The organism is Aeromonas sp. 600479, assembly GCF_049175515.1.
Lineage (GTDB): Bacteria > Pseudomonadota > Gammaproteobacteria > Enterobacterales > Aeromonadaceae > Aeromonas > Aeromonas veronii_A.
In genome coordinates, this window is record NZ_JAAKVF010000001.1 from 413,773 (window position 1) to 430,324 (window position 16,552).

General features: G+C 59.1%; 14 protein-coding genes. 6 read left to right on the forward strand and 8 right to left on the reverse strand.

The window, feature by feature from the left end:
• The first annotated feature begins 63 nt into the window (after positions 1-63).
• Positions 64-1,275, forward strand: a complete 1,212-nt coding sequence (locus G5149_RS01800; protein WP_076491839.1) for a Bcr/CflA family multidrug efflux MFS transporter — start codon at positions 64-66, stop codon at positions 1,273-1,275.
• Positions 1,276-1,352: 77 nt separating this feature from the next.
• On the opposite strand, the gene nhaD is transcribed toward G5149_RS01800, so the two are convergent.
• Together nhaD and G5149_RS01810 are read right to left on the reverse strand one after the other, a co-directional pair.
• A complete protein-coding gene (gene nhaD / locus G5149_RS01805; RefSeq protein ID WP_421211317.1) occupies positions 1,353-2,777 on the reverse strand; it encodes a sodium:proton antiporter NhaD in 1,425 nt (474 codons plus the stop codon).
• A 107-nt stretch (positions 2,778-2,884) separates the two neighbouring features.
• Entirely contained in the window at positions 2,885-3,352 is a 468-nt protein-coding gene (locus tag G5149_RS01810; RefSeq protein WP_005333716.1) for a DUF4357 domain-containing protein, read from the reverse strand.
• A 197-nt stretch (positions 3,353-3,549) separates the two neighbouring features.
• On the opposite strand from G5149_RS01810, the gene G5149_RS01815 reads away from it, so the two are divergent.
• From G5149_RS01815 to G5149_RS01835, 5 genes are all read left to right on the forward strand, one after another.
• Positions 3,550-4,230 carry an ABC transporter ATP-binding protein gene (locus G5149_RS01815; RefSeq protein WP_421211319.1) on the forward strand — a complete coding sequence of 227 codons (681 nt, stop codon included), beginning with the start codon at positions 3,550-3,552 and terminating at the stop codon, positions 4,228-4,230.
• 30 nt (positions 4,231-4,260) lie between these two features.
• Positions 4,261-6,690, forward strand: a complete 2,430-nt coding sequence (locus tag G5149_RS01820) for an FtsX-like permease family protein (protein ID WP_421211321.1) — start codon at positions 4,261-4,263, stop codon at positions 6,688-6,690.
• Positions 6,687-7,760, forward strand: coding sequence for a lipocalin-like domain-containing protein (locus tag G5149_RS01825; RefSeq protein WP_421211323.1), 1,074 nt, complete (start codon positions 6,687-6,689; stop codon positions 7,758-7,760). The genes G5149_RS01820 and G5149_RS01825 overlap by 4 nt, the downstream gene beginning before the upstream one ends.
• 383 nt (positions 7,761-8,143) lie before the next feature.
• A complete protein-coding gene (locus G5149_RS01830) occupies positions 8,144-8,908 on the forward strand; it encodes an SDR family oxidoreductase (protein WP_421211325.1) in 765 nt (254 codons plus the stop codon).
• 51 nt (positions 8,909-8,959) lie between these two features.
• Positions 8,960-9,787 (forward strand): bifunctional transcriptional activator/DNA repair enzyme AdaA, encoded by an 828-nt coding sequence (locus tag G5149_RS01835; protein ID WP_421211327.1) that lies wholly within the window; start codon positions 8,960-8,962, stop codon positions 9,785-9,787.
• 339 nt (positions 9,788-10,126) lie between these two features.
• On the opposite strand, the gene G5149_RS01840 is transcribed toward G5149_RS01835, so the two are convergent.
• The 6 genes from G5149_RS01840 to G5149_RS01865 form a co-directional block, all read right to left on the reverse strand.
• Positions 10,127-10,936 carry a nucleotide-binding protein gene (locus G5149_RS01840; protein ID WP_335841998.1) on the reverse strand — a complete coding sequence of 270 codons (810 nt, stop codon included), beginning with the start codon at positions 10,934-10,936 and terminating at the stop codon, positions 10,127-10,129.
• A gap of 64 nt (positions 10,937-11,000) precedes the next feature.
• On the reverse strand, positions 11,001-11,333 hold the full coding sequence (locus tag G5149_RS01845; RefSeq protein ID WP_139348866.1) for a hypothetical protein: 333 nt from the start codon (positions 11,331-11,333) through the stop codon (positions 11,001-11,003).
• Between the two features lie 322 nt (positions 11,334-11,655).
• Positions 11,656-11,928 carry a hypothetical protein gene (locus G5149_RS01850; RefSeq protein ID WP_005337011.1) on the reverse strand — a complete coding sequence of 91 codons (273 nt, stop codon included), beginning with the start codon at positions 11,926-11,928 and terminating at the stop codon, positions 11,656-11,658.
• 379 nt (positions 11,929-12,307) lie between these two features.
• The gene (guaA, locus tag G5149_RS01855) at positions 12,308-13,897 is read right to left on the reverse strand and encodes a glutamine-hydrolyzing GMP synthase (protein ID WP_040066364.1); all 1,590 of its coding nucleotides are present in this window, start codon (positions 13,895-13,897) and stop codon (positions 12,308-12,310) included.
• Positions 13,898-13,981: 84 nt separating this feature from the next.
• Entirely contained in the window at positions 13,982-15,445 is a 1,464-nt protein-coding gene (guaB, locus tag G5149_RS01860; RefSeq protein ID WP_005345006.1) for an IMP dehydrogenase, read from the reverse strand.
• 264 nt (positions 15,446-15,709) lie between these two features.
• A complete protein-coding gene (locus tag G5149_RS01865; protein ID WP_216953846.1) occupies positions 15,710-16,345 on the reverse strand; it encodes a YitT family protein in 636 nt (211 codons plus the stop codon).
• Positions 16,346-16,552: the final 207 nt, after the last annotated feature.

Here is a 16,552-nt window from a genome sequence, read left to right on the forward strand (position 1 = left end):
GGGGCAAACCTGATAGACTCGCCCTTCTCCCTTTTTCAACCAAGGTTCACCAGCGGATACCCTATGCCCCAATCGCCAACAGCTCAGGCTGCCGCCCTCTCCCCCCGTTTTCTGTTTATCCTGCTCGGCGCTCTGGCGGGTCTGACCCCGCTGGCGGTGGATATGTATCTGCCCGCTATTCCGGCCATCGCCCGGGATCTGGCCACCAGCATCGACGGCGCCCAGCTCACCATCAGCGCCTTTTTGGGCGGCTTTGCCATCGGCCAGCTCTTCTACGGCCCGCTCGCCGACAGCTATGGCCGCAAGCCGGTGATCCTGGCGGGGCTGGTGATGTTTGCCATCGCCTCGGTGGGCTGCGCCATGGCGGACTCCCTGCCTGAATTGCTGGCCTATCGGATGTTGCAGGCGGCGGGCGGCGCGGCGGGCTCTGTGGTGGTCAATGCCCTGCTGCGCGATCTGTTCGAGAAGGATGCCTTTTCCCGCGCCATGTCGTTCGTCATTCTGGTGATGACCCTGGCGCCGCTGGTGGCGCCTGTGGTGGGCGGCTATATCAGCGCCCACGCCGACTGGCGGGTGATCTTCTGGCTGCTGGTGGGGATCAGTCTGCTGATCTGTCTGGTGATGCAGTGGAAAATTCAGGAGACCCTGAAACCGGAGCACCGTCAGCCGCTCAAGATCGGCCAGATCCTCAAGAACTACTGGGGGGTGCTCTCCCATCGCGGCGCCATGGGTTACGTGCTGTGCGGCTCCCTCTCCAGCTCCGGCATGTTCGCCTTCTTAAGCGGCTCCCCTTACGTCTATATCGAGTATTTCAAGGTGCCGACCGAGCACTACGGCTGGCTGTTTGGCCTCAATATCCTGCTGATGATGGTGGTCACCTTCGTCAACAGCCGACTGGTGAAAGGGGTGGGCGCCGAGCGGATGCTGCAATACGGTCTGCTGGTGCTGCCCTGCGCGGGCGCCCTGCTGGTCTACAACGCCTGGAGCCAGACCGGCGGCCTGTGGGGCATCGTCATTCCGGTGGTACTGTTTGTCGGCCATATCAGTCTGGTGGGCGCCAACGCCATGACCGGCCTGATGGGCCACTTCCCGCAATCTGCGGGCACCGCCTCGGCACTGGCGGGCACCCTGCGCTTTGGCATCGGCGCCCTGGTCGGGATTCTGGTCAACCTCAATCCGCCCCACTCGCCGCTGCCGATGGCCATCGCCATCGCCTGCTGCGGCGTGGGCTCCACCCTGAGTTACTGGCTGCTGACCGGCAAGCGAGGCGATTGATCCCCCCGCCGCCTGTCAGGGAAAACGAAAGAGGCTTCCGTCGACGGAAGCCTCTTTTCGTACTGGAGCCCAGACGTTCAGAACTGGGCACTGTTGAGCCAGAGGTGCGCCCCTATGCTCACCAGATAACCGAGCAAGATGGCCGGCAGCCACTTCAGGTGGCCAAAGAAGGTATACATGCCGTGGGCCTGTCCCATCAGGGCAACACCGGCCGCAGAGCCGATGGAGAGCAGGCTGCCGCCCACCCCGGCGGTCAGGGTCACCAGCAGCCACTGCCCCAGCGCCATATCCGGGTTCATCGACAGCACGGCAAACATCACGGGAATGTTATCCACGATGGCCGACAACACCCCGATGAAGATGTTGGCTATGGTGGGATCCCCACCGGCATAAAACCAGTGTGATACCAGCTCCAGATAGCCCATAAAGCCCAGCCCCCCTACACACATCACCACTCCGTAGAAGAAGAGCAAGGTATCCCACTCCGCCTTGGCCACCTTGTTGAACACATCGAATGGCACCACAGAGCCCAGGCTGCGCAATCTTTCAGTGTCGCCATTGCGTTCGTAGAGCGCCCGTTTGCGTGCAAGGGATCGTGGCAACGACTTGCGCAGATAAAACCCGAAAAACTGCAGATAACCGAGTCCCAGCATCATGCCCAGTACGGGTGGCAGGTGGAGGAAACTGTGGCATAGCACCGCCGTGATGATGGTCAGCAAGAACAGCGCGACGATGCGGCGGGCACCCCGCTTGAGATCGACCACCTCGTTATCAGCCTCCGGCACATGACGCGGCACCATCAGGCTCATCAGGATGGCCGGGACCAGAAAATTGAGCAGAGAGGGAATAAGCAGGGTGAAGAACTGGCCAAATTGTACCTTGCCCGCCTGCCACACCATCAGGGTGGTGATATCCCCAAAAGGACTGAAAGCACCACCGGCATTGGCTGCCACCACGATATTGATACAGGCCAGGTTCACAAAACGCCGATCACCATTGGCCACCTTCAACACGACGGCACACATCAAGAGCGCAGTGGTCAGGTTGTCTGCCACCGGCGAGATGCAAAATGCCAACCCGCTAGTCAACCAGAACAGGGTGCGCAAGTGAAAACCGGATCGCACCAGCCAGGCGCGCAGGGCATCGAACAGCCTGCGATCCTCCATGGCATTGATGTAGGTCATCGCCACCAGCAGGAACAGCATCAGCTCGGCATATTCCAGCAAGGTATGGCGAAATGCCTGCTCGGCGACAGGGCTCATCCCTTGTTGCTGGTAGGCGATACCGATCAGGATCCAGATCACCCCGGCGGCCACCAGCACGGGTTTGGACTTGCGCAGTTGCAGATACTCTTCAGCCATCACCAGGGCGTAGGCCAACACAAACAATCCGACACAAAAAAGTCCGATGGCGGAGGATGTCAACAAAACAGGGCCACTACTGGCATGGGCGGGAGGGATAAACAGGGAAAGCAGCAACATAACAGGGGTGAGCGCAGACATGGTCTCTTCCTTTTAGAACCGTCTGGCAACCATGCTAGCACCTGGATGAAAAGAAGAATTCATCCAGGTCAATTAACGATTAATTGGTGTGCTGTCAAAACGCGGGATTATTTCTTGCCGAAACCCGACTGCTTGAGGGTATAACCTGCGCTGTTCTGCCAGGCATCCAGCCCGCTACGGTTGTTGCCCGCCACCAGACTGGCCGCCAGACTCGGGCTGTTGAACAGCTGATCGGCGGTAAAGACAAATCCGCCCTGACTGCGGGGCACTATAACCCCCTTCTCCAGCAGTTCGTGACGCAGCTCGATCACAGCTTCACGCAGGGAGGCGGCATCCTCGCCATTGGCGGTGGAACCGGCCAGCACCATAAAGCCCGGATTTTGCCGCTTGCCCACCGGATAACCGTGGGCCTCGGCCCCTTTGCCGTTGAAGTGGTAGAGCTCGCGCTCCCCCGGCCGGTTGTCGGAGAGTGCCTTTTGCAGGGTCATCAGCTCGTTGTAGATCTCGATGGGGACGACGGCAGCCTGCTTGTTGCCCTTGCTATCGATGATAAAACTGACTTGCTTGTGTAACATCCTTGCTCATCCTGTGACCCATGGAAGCCCCTATTCTAACCACCTCGGGCAAGCGGGATCCAGCGAGGATCCACTGCTCTTTTGCCGCCTTGATCACTAACTGGCACTCTTGATCAGCCGTAAGGGGTGTTGATCAATGCTGGCCGTGCTAGCGTACCAAGCATGATGAAAGCCATTGACCATCAAACGGTTATCCCATGCTGACCCTGCGCAACCTCTGCAAGAGCTTCGATAACGGCAGTGAACGACTGCCGCTGTTCCACCATCTCGATCTCGCCCTCCCCGCTGGCGAGATCACCCTGCTGCTGGGCCAAAGCGGCTGCGGCAAGTCGACCCTGCTCAATCTGATCGCCGGGCTGATTGCACCGGATGAAGGGGAGATCTGGCTGGGGGAGACCCGGATCGACACCCGCTCCCCCGACGAGCGGGCGCGCCTGCGGGGCCGCCATTTCGGTATCGTCTATCAGGATTTCAACCTGCTGCCGACCCTCAACGTGGCCGAGAATCTGGCCCTGCCGCTCGCCATCAACGCTCTGCCACCGGATGAGGCCAGGATTGACCTGTTGCTGCACAGGCTCGATATGAGCCACAAGCGCCATGCCTGGCCGGAGCAGCTCTCCGGCGGTCAGCGTCAGCGGGTGGCGCTGGCCCGCGCCCTCATCCATCAACCCGGTTGGCTGCTCGCCGACGAACCCACCGGCAGCCTCGATGAGCACAATGCCGAACAGGTAATGGCGTTGATGGTGGCGGCAGTGCGCGATACCGGCGCCGGTTTGCTGCTGGTGAGCCACAACCCCGCCTATGCGGCCTTGGCCGACAGAGTGCTGCGCCTCGAAGGGGGCCAACTTATCGAGCTCAAGGGACCCCGTCATGACTAAACGGCGACTGCAACTGCCGGGAGCACGCTGATGCTGCCACTCAAAGCGCTGCTGCGCCTCTATCGCAGTCACCCCTGGTTGCTGCTGATGAGTCTGGCCGGGCTGGTGTTGGGGGTGTCACTGGTGGTGGCCATCGAGCTGCTCAACCACAGTGCCCGTACCAATTTTGTTGCCGCCCGCAGCCAGCTGGCAGGGGAAGCCAACTACCGGCTGGCCCCCGCTGGTGGGCTGGATGAACAGCTTTATGTACAACTGGTGACCAGCCAGCCCGCCCTCGATGCCATGCCCCAGATCCATGGCTGGCTCAAGGATGAAGAGGGGCGCAGCTTTCAACTGCTTGGGATGGATCTCTTCAACCCCGGCCCCCTGCGCCAGCTGTTTGGCGCCCAACCCGCAAGCGAGCCCGCCTTTTCCCTCAACCGTGCCGACAGCATCTGGCTGGCGGCCCCCGAGGCAGATCGCCTTGGCTGGCAAGCAGGCCAGAGCCGCCGCTTTGTGCTGGGCGGCAGTGATGGCGCAAGCGCCCGCCCCCTGACCCTGACGCTGGCGGGCACGTTCGAACCGGGCGCCGTGCCCATGGAGCGGCTGCTGATAACCGATATCGGCCTCGCCCAGCCGTTGCTGGATAAAACGGGTCGGCTCGATCGCATCGTCTTCAAGCTAAGCGACGCCGAGGCTCGTACCCTGCAGGCCACCCTGCAAACCCGTTACCCGAACCGGCCCTTGTGGCTTGAGCCCATTAGCCCGGCGCTCGATGCCAGCCAGCTTGGCGATGCGCTGGCCCTCAACCTGACGGCGCTCTCATTGCTCGCCATGGCGGTGGGACTGTTTCTGGTGTTCAACGCCCAGCGATTTGTCCAGAGCGTGCGCCGCCCCCAACTGGCCCAGTTGATCATTCTGGGGATGGGGCCGAGCCGGGTGCTCCGCTGGCTCATTCTGGAACTGCTTATTCTTGCCACCATCGGCACCCTGCTCGGGGTGCTGCTCGGCAGCCTGTTGGCGCTGGCGCTGATGGGGCAGCTCACCCAGGCGCTGGCCGATCTCTATGGGCCCAACCCCATCGATATGTTGCGCCTCTCCCCCGTGAGCCTGCTCAAGGCGCTGTTGATCGGGCTGCTCGGCACGCTGGCCGCCAACCTGCCCGGCTGGTGGCAACTGCTGCGCCAATCCCCCCTCGAACTGCGCGCCGGGAGCAGCCGCCCCCCTGCGCACCCGTGGCGACGGCGCGTGCTGGCCATCGCCATCTTGCTGCTGTGCGCTCTGTGCCTGTGGCTGCCGCAAACCGGTCTCACCGGTGCGCTGTTTATCGCCGGAGGCTGGCTGCTGGCCATGGCGCTCTGGCTGCCCGATGCCCTGCGCGGCCTGCTTGGCTGGCTGCGACGGCGCGCGGGCGGCCCCCTCACGGCCCGGCTCGGGGTAGCCGAGACCCTCTATCACCTCGATCGCACCGCCATCGCGGTGATGGCGTTGCAGCTCGCCATCGCGGCGGCCATCGGCATCGGGGTCATGGTGTCGAGTTTTCGCTCAAGCGTGGAGATCTGGCTCGGCCAGCGTCTGGCCGCCGATCTCTATGTCACCGCCCCCAAGGGGGTGGCGGGCAGCAAGGGCACCTTGAGCGAAGCGACCCTTAAGCCCCTGCTCGCCAATCCGCTGGTGAGCGCCGCCTCGCGCCGCTCAGTGCATCCGGCCCGCTGGCAGGGGCAGCCCATCGAGTGGGCGCAGATGGATTTTATCCCCCAGCTTAAAGCGGCCTATCCGCTGCTGGCCGGACGCTGGCCGACCCGCCCAGACGAAGCGCTGGCGAGCGAACCGCTGACGGTGCGCCTCGGGGTCAAGGTGGGCCAGACGTTGGCGATCAGCGGCGAGCAGGGGCCAAGGCAGTTCACCGTCACCGGCGTCTATCAGGATTACGGCAGCGACAAGGGGCAGATCCTGCATGCCTTCGAGGCGGGGGCGGTGCAATCCCTCGCCCTCTTTAGCGACCATCCCGAGCAGCTGGCCGACCACCTGCGCGAGCGCTTTGGCGAGCAGCTCAATCTGCTCTCCGCCCCCGCCATTCACAGCGCGGCCCTCAAGGTGTTTGACCAGACCTTTGTGGTGACCGAGCTATTGAAACTGCTGATCCTCGGCATCGCCTTTGTCGGCATAGGCTCGGCCTTTATGGTGCTGGGGCTGGCGCGCCGTGGCGAGCTGCAGATCTTGCAGAGTCTGGGCTTGAGCCCCCGCCACTGCCGCCAGCTGCTGGTGTGGCAAGGGGCTGGATTGGGGCTGCTTACCGCCCTGCTGGCTCTGCCGGTGGGGTATGGCCTCGCCTGGGTGCTGATCGAGGTGGTCAACCCTCGCGCCTTTGGCTGGCGCCTCGCCTTCGAGGCCGCCCCCCTTCATGCGGTCACCGCCCTGTTGCTGGCACCGGTATGTGGCGCACTGGCATCCTGGTATGCGGCAAGGAGAGTGGTATGAAACAGATCAAAGGGTGGCCGCTGGCGCTGGGTATGCTCTGGACGCTCTATAGCGGAGCTATCGCTGCCAGCGATCTGGGCGCCCTGCTCGGGGGTGGCAGCGACAGCTTTAAAAAGGTGCTGCTGGGGCAAACTATCAAACTGCCGGAGGATCACGCCGCCCACCCCGATTACCGCTCCGAGTGGTGGTATCTCACCGGCAACCTCAAGGATGAACAGGGGCGCGAATATGGCATGCAGTGGACTCTGTTTCGCCAGGGTATCGAACAAGATCTTCGCACCAGCAACCCCTGGCTCACGCCCCAGCTCTGGCTGGCCCAGTTTGCCATCACGGATCTCGACCGTGGCAGCCACCAGCAAGATGAGCGGGCCAGTCGGCAGGGGCCGGGACTGGCGGGGGCCAGCGGCGGCCAATATTGGCTCAGGGAGTGGCGGCTTGCCTCGCAAGGGGCGGCGCTCTTCCCCGCCACCCTCAAGGTACAGAGCAAGATTGGCGAGCTGAACCTCACCGTCACTGCCGCCAAGCCGCTGGTGCTGCAAGGCAAGGCCGGTTACAGCGAGAAGAGCCCAGGCAACGCCTCCTTTTACTACTCCTACCCGCGCCTCACTCTTCACGGCACCCTGACTCGTGATGGCGAGACCCGCACCGTCACAGGCCAAGGGTGGTTTGATCACGAATGGAGCAGCTCGGTATTGGCCGAGTGGCAATCGGGCTGGGACTGGTTTTCGCTGCAACTGGCCGATGGCCGCGAGCTGATGCTGTTTCGCCTGCGCACCAAGGCGGGCCGCGCAGAGCCTGAGAATCGCTACGGCATCTTGATTGAGCGGGATGGCAGCAGCCGGATGCTCGCCCCCGACGCGATTCGCCTTACCCCGGGCAACACCTGGCGCGGCCCCAAGGGGCAGAATTACCCCGTCGAGTGGCAGCTAAACGCCGCCGGAATGAGCCTCACCATCAAAGCCCGTCAGCCCAATCAGGCCATGACAGGTCGCTTTGACTACTGGGAGGGCGCGGTCTCTGTCTCGGGGGATGCCAAGGGGGTCGGCTATCTGGAGATGACGGGCTATTGATCCAGGAGCGTGTCTGTTGATTGCAATCGCCGTCAATGCCCTGCCAGGCAGGCTTGATGATGCACGCAGCCACCATGGCGCCGGGGCTCTCGCCCCTCACTGCAGCACACAGGGCGCGCCGCACCTGGATCCGGCGATTTTAAAGGGGGGCATTATAAAGAATTCGGGGCTCAGTTCTCCCCTTTTGTTGCCACGAAGGCCTGTATCGACATGTAGCAAAACGACTTGGGGACAAAGAGAGCAAGATTCGGGTCGTCCCGGCAAGGAGTGGTTGCCATAGTGGGGGCCAAACCCAAGTCGGTTGGAACCTATTGGGGTTCCAACCCACAGCCAACCTTGTGCGCCTCATATCTGGCGCACAACACACCTGCGAGGGAACTGCCATGTCATTACTGTCCAACAAGGTCGCCATCATCACCGGCGCCAGCTCCGGCATCGGTCGCGCCAGCGCCATCTTGTTTGCCCGGGAGGGCGCAAGCGTCGTCGTCGGCGCCCGCCGCCAGCCCGAACTGGATCTGCTGGTGGAGGAGATCCGCCACGAGGGGGGCCAAGCGGTGAGTCTGGCGGGAGATGTGAAAAGCGAGAGTTACGCCCGCGACCTTGTTGATCTCGCGCTAACCCGTTTCGGCGGGCTAGATATCGCCTTCAACAACGCAGGTACCACAGGCACGCCGGGCAGCGTAGAGCAGCTTGAACTGACGCAGTGGCAGGAAATTCTGGATACCAACCTCACCAGCGCCTTTGTGGGAGCCAAGTACCAGATCCCCGCCATGCAGGCGCGCGGCGGCGGCTCGCTTATCTTTACCTCCACCTTTGTCGGCCATACCCTGGGACTGCCCGGCATGGCGGCCTATGCGGCGAGCAAAGCGGGCCTCATTGGCCTGACCCGGGTGCTGGCCGCCGAGTATGGGGCACAAGGGATTCGGGTCAACGCCCTGCTGCCGGGGGGCACCGACACCCCCATGGGACGGGCTTTTGCCAATACGCCAGAGAGCCTCGCCTTTGTGCAGAATATGCATGCCCTCAAACGGCTGGCCCAACCGGAGGAGATCGCCCGCTCGGCCCTCTATCTCGCGTCCGATGCATCCAGCTTTACCACCGGCATTGCCTTGCTGGCCGATGGTGGGGTATCAATTTGTCGTACATGACCTTGCCACCCCCAAGATCCTGCGACCGAAACCTTATCGTGAGAGCGCCTTATGTCTGATTACGCCCGCATCGCCGATGCCATCCGTTTTATCGCAAGTCAGGTGGAGCGCCAACCCACTCTGGACGAGATAGCGGCGCACGTGCACTTAAGTCCCTTTCACTTCCAGCGGCTGTTCAGCCGCTGGGCCGGAGTGACGCCCAAACGCTATCTGCAGGTGCTGACCCTGGAGCGGGCCAAGGCGCTGCTGCAGGAGTCGCGTCCACTGCTTGAGGTGGCCGATACCCTGGGTCTTAGCAGCGGCTCACGGCTCTACGATCACTTCGTGCAGCTCGAAGCGGTAACGCCGGGCGAGTACAAGCAGCGCGGGGCCGGGCTGGTTATCGATCACGGGGTGCACGACACGCCCTTCGGTCAGGCATTCGTCGCCCTGACCCCGCGGGGGGTGTGCAACTTCTCGTTTCTCGATGAAAAGGCCCCACAGGCGCCGCTGGCCGCCCTCGCCCACAGCTGGCCTGCGGCAAGGCTGCAAGAAGCGCCATCACGCACCCAGGGGGTCATCAACACCATGTTCGATGGTAGCAAGGCGCCGGATCGCCCCATCTCCTTGCACGTGAGCGGCACCAACTTTCAGATCAGCGTCTGGCGGGCGCTGCTGCAGATCCCGCCCGCCAAGGTGGTGAGCTACGCCCAGGTGGCGAGCGCCGTCGGCAATCCCAAGGCTGCCCGCGCCGTGGGGTTGGCGGTGGGCGCCAACCCCGTCGCCTTGATGATCCCCTGTCACAGAGTCATCCAGCAAAACGGCAAACTCGGCGGCTATCACTGGGGCGAGACCCGCAAACAGGCGATACACGCCTGGGAAACGGCGAGGTATGAGTGAAGGTAGCCTTTAGTCTGCTCGGCCTGATGGGGGTGACGAAACAGGAGTGTTGGTTGTGAGTCAGCAGACAATAAGGCTGTGCCGGACAAGCGTGCGGCGATATACAGCGGGGAAAACAGAAAAATCGGGGCGCAGATCGCCCCTTTTGTTGCCTTGGCAAGACATGGTGCCTAGCCACCCCACCCCAGCGGATTTACGAAAAGACGTAGGGTGCAATAAGCGCAGCGCATTGCACCATTTGCCGAGCGGCTTTTGTGCAAGGTATGAGAAACAAAAGTAGAGGTGCAATTTCATTGCACCCTACGACACTCTAAATAGCGGAGGCATACCCCAGCCAGATTAACATTTCTCTGGTGAAGTAAGAGTTTCAATACGATCTTGATTTGATAGACAAACGTCAATTCCGTACTCAGTTAACTTGTAGCTAAAATACTCATTACCATTAAAATCAGAGCTATTTAATTTTTCGATCATACCTAAACGGGTGAGTTTTATTATAGCCAAGTTGATTTTAGCCGAACTTAAATCATATTTAACGAAACGGTTATACAAATCCCAACTAACGCAACCATCAACATCTGAGTTTACAGACTCAAGTAACACTGACAATGCGATCATATCTGTGTCGGTGAGCGTTGCTAATTGAGCATTTACATCAATACGTGGTTTTTCCTGAACAGAATCAAGTTCAAGCAAACCTTGTAGTTTGAAAGCTCGTTTTATTTGTGTAGCGGAGTAATTAAGAGATGAAGCTAAGTCTTCATCACTTCTGTTTGCATCAAAATCTGTTGGAGTAATACCTAGAAGATCACTTGGGAAATGCAAGTCAACGCCACGTGGTTTTACAATAAAACACCGGTTCTTTCCAATTGCACCAATAAACAAACCAAGTTCAAAAACTACGTTATCTCTTACAACATACTTTTCTCTAGATCTAATAACTGTCAGGTCATCAGGAGAAAAAATAAAAATAGAGAAATCTACAGACTTAGCTTTTGAAATCAAGTCATCAAGAGCGTTACTCGAAATGTTAAATGTACCATTCCGCCATATTGTAACTTCTGCATCAAACTCTAAGTTTTCAGCAATTGCATCTGCTATAGGTAGGCTTTCAACAGATGAACCGATAAATACTCTTGGCTTTCTCATAGTCCCTCCAATTTTTTGTTAAAAGTTCGCAAAGCCGTGAACGAAGTGAATAATATATTAAGGGTCATTTATTGAAATATGTCTCTAATACATTACCTGATGCCTCATCAACTCTGCAGTTGAATCCCGCAAAATTCCCTACCCATAATGGAGATTCACTTGTAATGTAGGTGTAAGCATCAACCGCACCTTGACCAATATCTGATGCCCGCCAAATAAAACTCCCCGCACGAGCATAGCAAAATAGGTTTCTAGCTGGGCTATTTCTCTCAAAGGCCATCCAGTCATATATGACCAAAACGTGTTCGTGAATCAGTGATGCGCTGAGGACTGGATATTCGCCTTTAAAGCGAACACCATCACCTTCAATCCAGTTTTCATGCACTGTAAGCTGCATGTGACCTCTAATGGCGATTAGATGGGAAGCGGTACAGGTCAGTTCACTGAGCTTGCCATATAACTCTGCGGCTACTCTAGCTTGACGAAAAAGGCTGTTACCGAGCCAGTATGCTAGCTAGTAAGGAAGATAATAAAAAGTGTGATATGGCAGTTTCCTGAGCAAGATCAACAAATTAAATAAGACGTACCAATACTGGACATATATCTGCGGTGCCAGATCATAGATAAAGAAAAGACGCCCTAAGGCGTCTTTCATATTTTCAGGATTTGGAGCAAACCGGTTAGGAGATCTCCCCCTCCCCGCCAAGCCCCGCCCCCAATCAAATCGGGGTAATGGAGGTGATATGGGCATCCCCGTCCAGTGATTTGAAGATCTGTACCACGGCTTCGCCATGGATCGGTTTGGCAAGCGGCACAGTGCTCTTGCACTTGAAGCGGTAGTTGGTGCCAGCCACCACCTGGGTGGAGACTTCAAAGGGTACGTACTGCACCCCGACAAATCCTTTCAGCGCCTGATCAAATACCGCCTGATCCTCGGCGGTCAGCTTGTGATATGCGGTCCATCCACCCACCAACACTGCTTGTTCTGACATATCAAACTCTCCGTGCTCTATGATCCCGACTCGTTTGGCCGTTCGGGCTGCGCCCCGTTGATTCAAGTGGTTTCCGGTCTCCACCGGGGTGTAATCACTGCCGGTTGGCGCGATAACGATGGGCCCGTTTGCGCAGCTATCTGCAACTGGCTCAGCCCTCCCCCTTGCCACAAGCCGCTGTTGACAGCGGGCTCAATTGGCATGAGAGAGCCTAGTGCGGGATGGCAAAAATGCCCCTGTCACATATGACAGGGGCAAGGTGGCGAAAAAGCTGCTCTAAAAAAGAAGATATGTAGCGCAAACGATTGAGAAAAGAAAAGACGCCTCAAGGGCGTCTTTTTGCATTTTTATGCTCGAAGGGTAGAAGGGCGCGAGTCGCTTATTCCCATTCGATGGTTGCGGGCGGCTTGCCAGAGACGTCGTACACCACGCGTGAGATACCGTTGATCTCGTTGATGATGCGGTTCGATACGTGACCGAGGAAGTCGTACGGCAGGTGAGCCCAGTGGGCGGTCATAAAGTCGATGGTTTCAACAGCGCGCAGGGCAATCACCCAGTCATATTTGCGACCATCACCCATCACGCCAACGGAGCGCACCGGCAGGAAGACGGCGAACGCCTGGCTGACCTGGTTGTAGAGGTCGGCTTTGCGCAGCTCTTCGATAAAGACTGCATCGGCACGGCGCAGAATATCGCAGTACTCTTTCTTCACTTCGCCAAGAACACGCACGCCCAGACCTGGACCCGGGAACGGGTGACGGTAGAGCATGTCGTAGGGCAGACCCAGCTCGAGGCCAACGCGGCGCACTTCGTCTTTGAACAGCTCGCGCAGCGGCTCGACCAGACCCATCTTCATCTCTTCCGGCAGGCCGCCGACGTTGTGGTGAGACTTGATGACGTGGGCCTTGCCGGTCTTGCTGGCAGCGGATTCGATAACGTCCGGATAGATGGTGCCTTGCGCCAACCACTTGGCGTTTTTCAGCTTTTTCGCTTCATCATCAAACACTTCGACGAAGACGCGGCCGATGATCTTGCGCTTGGCTTCCGGCTCGTCAACACCGGCCAGGGCCGAGAGAAAGCGCTCTTCCGCTTCAACCTTGATGATGTTCAGACCAAAGTGATCGCCAAACATCTCCATCACCTGCTCGCCTTCATTCAGACGCAGCAGACCGTTGTCCACGAAGACGCAGGTCAGGCGATCGCCGATGGCGCGGTGCACCAGCATGGCGACCACGGAGGAGTCGACACCGCCGGAGAGACCGAGGATCACTTCATCGTCACCCACCTGCTCGCGGATGCGGGCAACGGCGTCGTCGATGATGGTGGCCGGGGTCCAGAGGCATTCGCAGCCACAGATGTCTTTGACGAAGTGCTCCAGCATGCGGGCACCCTGACGGGTGTGGGTCACTTCCGGGTGGAACTGCACGCCGTAGAAGCGCTTGGCTTCGTTGGCCATGGCCGCGTGCGGGCAGGTCGGGGTCTGGGCGATGGTGGTGAAGTCGGCCGGAATGGTGGTGACCTTGTCACCGTGGCTCATCCAGACATCCAGCAGGGCATTGCCGTTGTCGGCGATGGCATCTTCGATGTTGCGCAGCAGCGCGCTGCTCTTGCCAGCTTCGCCCAGCACTTCCACCTTGGCGTAACCGAATTCACGCTCAGTAGAGGATTGCACCTTGCCACCCAGCTGCTCGGCCATGGTCTGCATGCCGTAGCAGATGCCGAACACAGGGACACCGGCGTTGAACACATACTCGGGGGCACGCGGGCTGCCCGCTTCGGTGACAGACTCGGGGCCGCCGGAGAGGATGATGCCGCTCGGATTGAATTCGCGGATCTGCTCTTCGGTTACGTCCCAGGCCCACAGTTCGCAGTAAACGCCGATTTCGCGCACGCGGCGGGCGATCAGCTGGGTGTACTGGGAACCGAAGTCGAGGATAAGGATACGGTGCTGGTGAATGTCTTTAGTCATTTTATTCCTGCATCAGGCTGATGTTGTCACAAAGGGCACGGGATAAAAAAAGGGTGGAAAAACGGGGCGCAGGGCCCCGTCTTATCAGCCCATCCGATAGTTGGGGGCTTCTTTGGTAATGGTCACATCGTGGACGTGGGACTCTTTCATCCCGGCGCCGGAGATGCGCACAAATTCAGCTTTAGTGCGCATGTCGTCGATGGTGGCGCTGCCGGTCAGGCCCATGGAGGAGCGCAGGCCGCCCATCTGCTGGTGGATGATCTCTTTGAGGCGACCCTTGTACGGCACGCGACCTTCGATACCTTCCGGTACCAGCTTGTCGGCGGCGTTGTCGGTCTGGAAGTAGCGGTCGCTGGAGCCTTTGGACATGGCGCCCAGAGAACCCATACCACGGTAGGATTTGAAGGAGCGACCCTGATAGAGCTCGATCTCGCCCGGCGCTTCTTCAGTACCTGCGAACATGGAGCCCACCATGACGCAGCTGGCGCCCGCGGCGATGGCCTTGGCGATGTCGCCGGAGAAGCGGATACCGCCATCGGCAATCACCGGAATACCGGTGCCTTCCAGCGCGTCAACGGCGTCGGAGATGGCAGTGATCTGGGGCACGCCCACGCCGGTCACGATACGGGTAGTACAGATGGAACCCGGGCCGATACCGACCTTGACCGCATTGACACCGGCAGCAGCCAGCGCCTTGGCGCCCGCGGCGGTCGCCACGTTACCACCGATGATCTGCAGATCCGGATAGGCGTCACGAGTAGCCTTGATGCGATCCAGCACGCCCTGGGAGTGACCGTGGGAGGAGTCGATCAGCAGTACGTCAACACCGGCTTCCACAAGCGCGGCGACGCGCTCTTCGTTGCCGGCACCGGCACCAACCGCAGCACCGACCCGCAGACGACCCTTGTCATCTTTACAGGCGTGCGGCTTGCGCTCGGCTTTCTGGAAATCTTTAACGGTGATCATGCCCTTGAGCTTGAAGTCGCCGTTCACCACCAGCACTTTTTCGATACGGTGCTTTTGCATCAGGGCAACCACCTCTTCGCGAGGGGCCCCTTCACGCACGGTGACCAGACGATCTTTCTGGGTCATGATCTGTTCAACGGTCTGGGAGAGGTCAATCACGAAGCGCACGTCACGGCCGGTGATGATACCGACCAGCTGATTGCCGTCAGTCACCACGGGGTAACCGGCGAAGCCGTTCTTGTGGCTCAGCTCCTTGATTTGGGCGATGGTCATGTCAGGGCGTACGGTGACGGGGTCAGTGACCACGCCGCTTTCGTACTTCTTGACCTTGCGCACTTCGGCAGCCTGCTGCTCGATGGACATGTTCTTGTGGATAAAGCCGATACCGCCTTCCTGGGCCAGTGCGATAGCCAGACGGGCTTCGGTCACTGTGTCCATGGCAGCGGAGATCATCGGGATGTTCAAGCTGATGGCGGAGGTCAGCTTGGTACGCAGATCGGCAGTATTGGGAAGAACTTCGGAGTGGGCGGGAACCAACAGTACATCGTCGAAGGTTAACGCTTCTTTGGCAATCCTGAGCATGGCAATATCTCACCGTTGAGGAAGTGGGGGTGTAAAATATTGCCGACGAAGTTTACTCACGCATTGGTCACTGGTAAAGAAGTTTTTTGAATTTTTTATGGCGTAGCCCGATTTAACGCGGCCAACGGCGCAAAAAACTAATAAATTCAGCTGTAATCATGCCTTTTTTCACGACAAGATGATCTTTTTTGTCGTTGAGCCCCTTTCTCCCTCCAACCTCCCGGAACAGCATTTTCCATGATCCAATTATGTGCAGCCGGGTGTTCAGTTTCCCTGATAGCGACCTGGCTTGTGCCAATTCATCAGCATGGCGTTCATCGCCAGCGCACTCAGGGTGGACCAGAGCAGCAAGGGCAGTGGCAAGGTGAGCAGGGAGAGTGCAAACACCAGCACATCAAGCACCATCTGGCTCTTTCCCGCGTTGATGCCAACGCGCCGTTGCAGCCAGAGCGTTACCACCCCGGTGCCACCTACGGAGGCATTGTGGCGCGCCAGAGACAACACCCCCATGCCGAGAAAGGTCCCCCCTACCAAGGCGGCAAACAGTGGGTGGACATAGCTCACCGTCAGCAGCAGCGGTACCGCCTGGGTGGCCGCCGAGAGGGTAACGTTGACGATCAGCGTCTTGATGGTGAAGGCGCGCCCCATGGTGTAGTAACAAAACACCATGAAGGGCATGTTGACCATGAAGAACAGAACCCCGATGGGCAAACTGCTGACATGGGCGAGCAGCAGGGCGATGCCCGCGATGCCACCGGTGATCATGCCGGAACACTTGAGCAGGTTGAGACCGACCGCGATAAACATGACCCCGAGCACCATGCCGTAAACATCGTCCTTGAGGGTGTGGGCCAGGGCTTTGGTCGCCGGCACGGGCGACATGGTCATTTCACCTTCCATATGACTCCTTTCCATGTTTGCTGTGACATCAGGGCACCAGTCACTGGGCCGAAGGGGTCGGCATACTCGGGCGCCCTGGCCATTTCCCCTGCCGGTCCCCCTGCCGACATCACAAGACTCAGCAAAAAAAGCGCCAATCAACACAAGCATCCAGGATAAGCTGAAAAATCAAATTTAAATTCCGACATTCTGCCTATGACAGGAGCA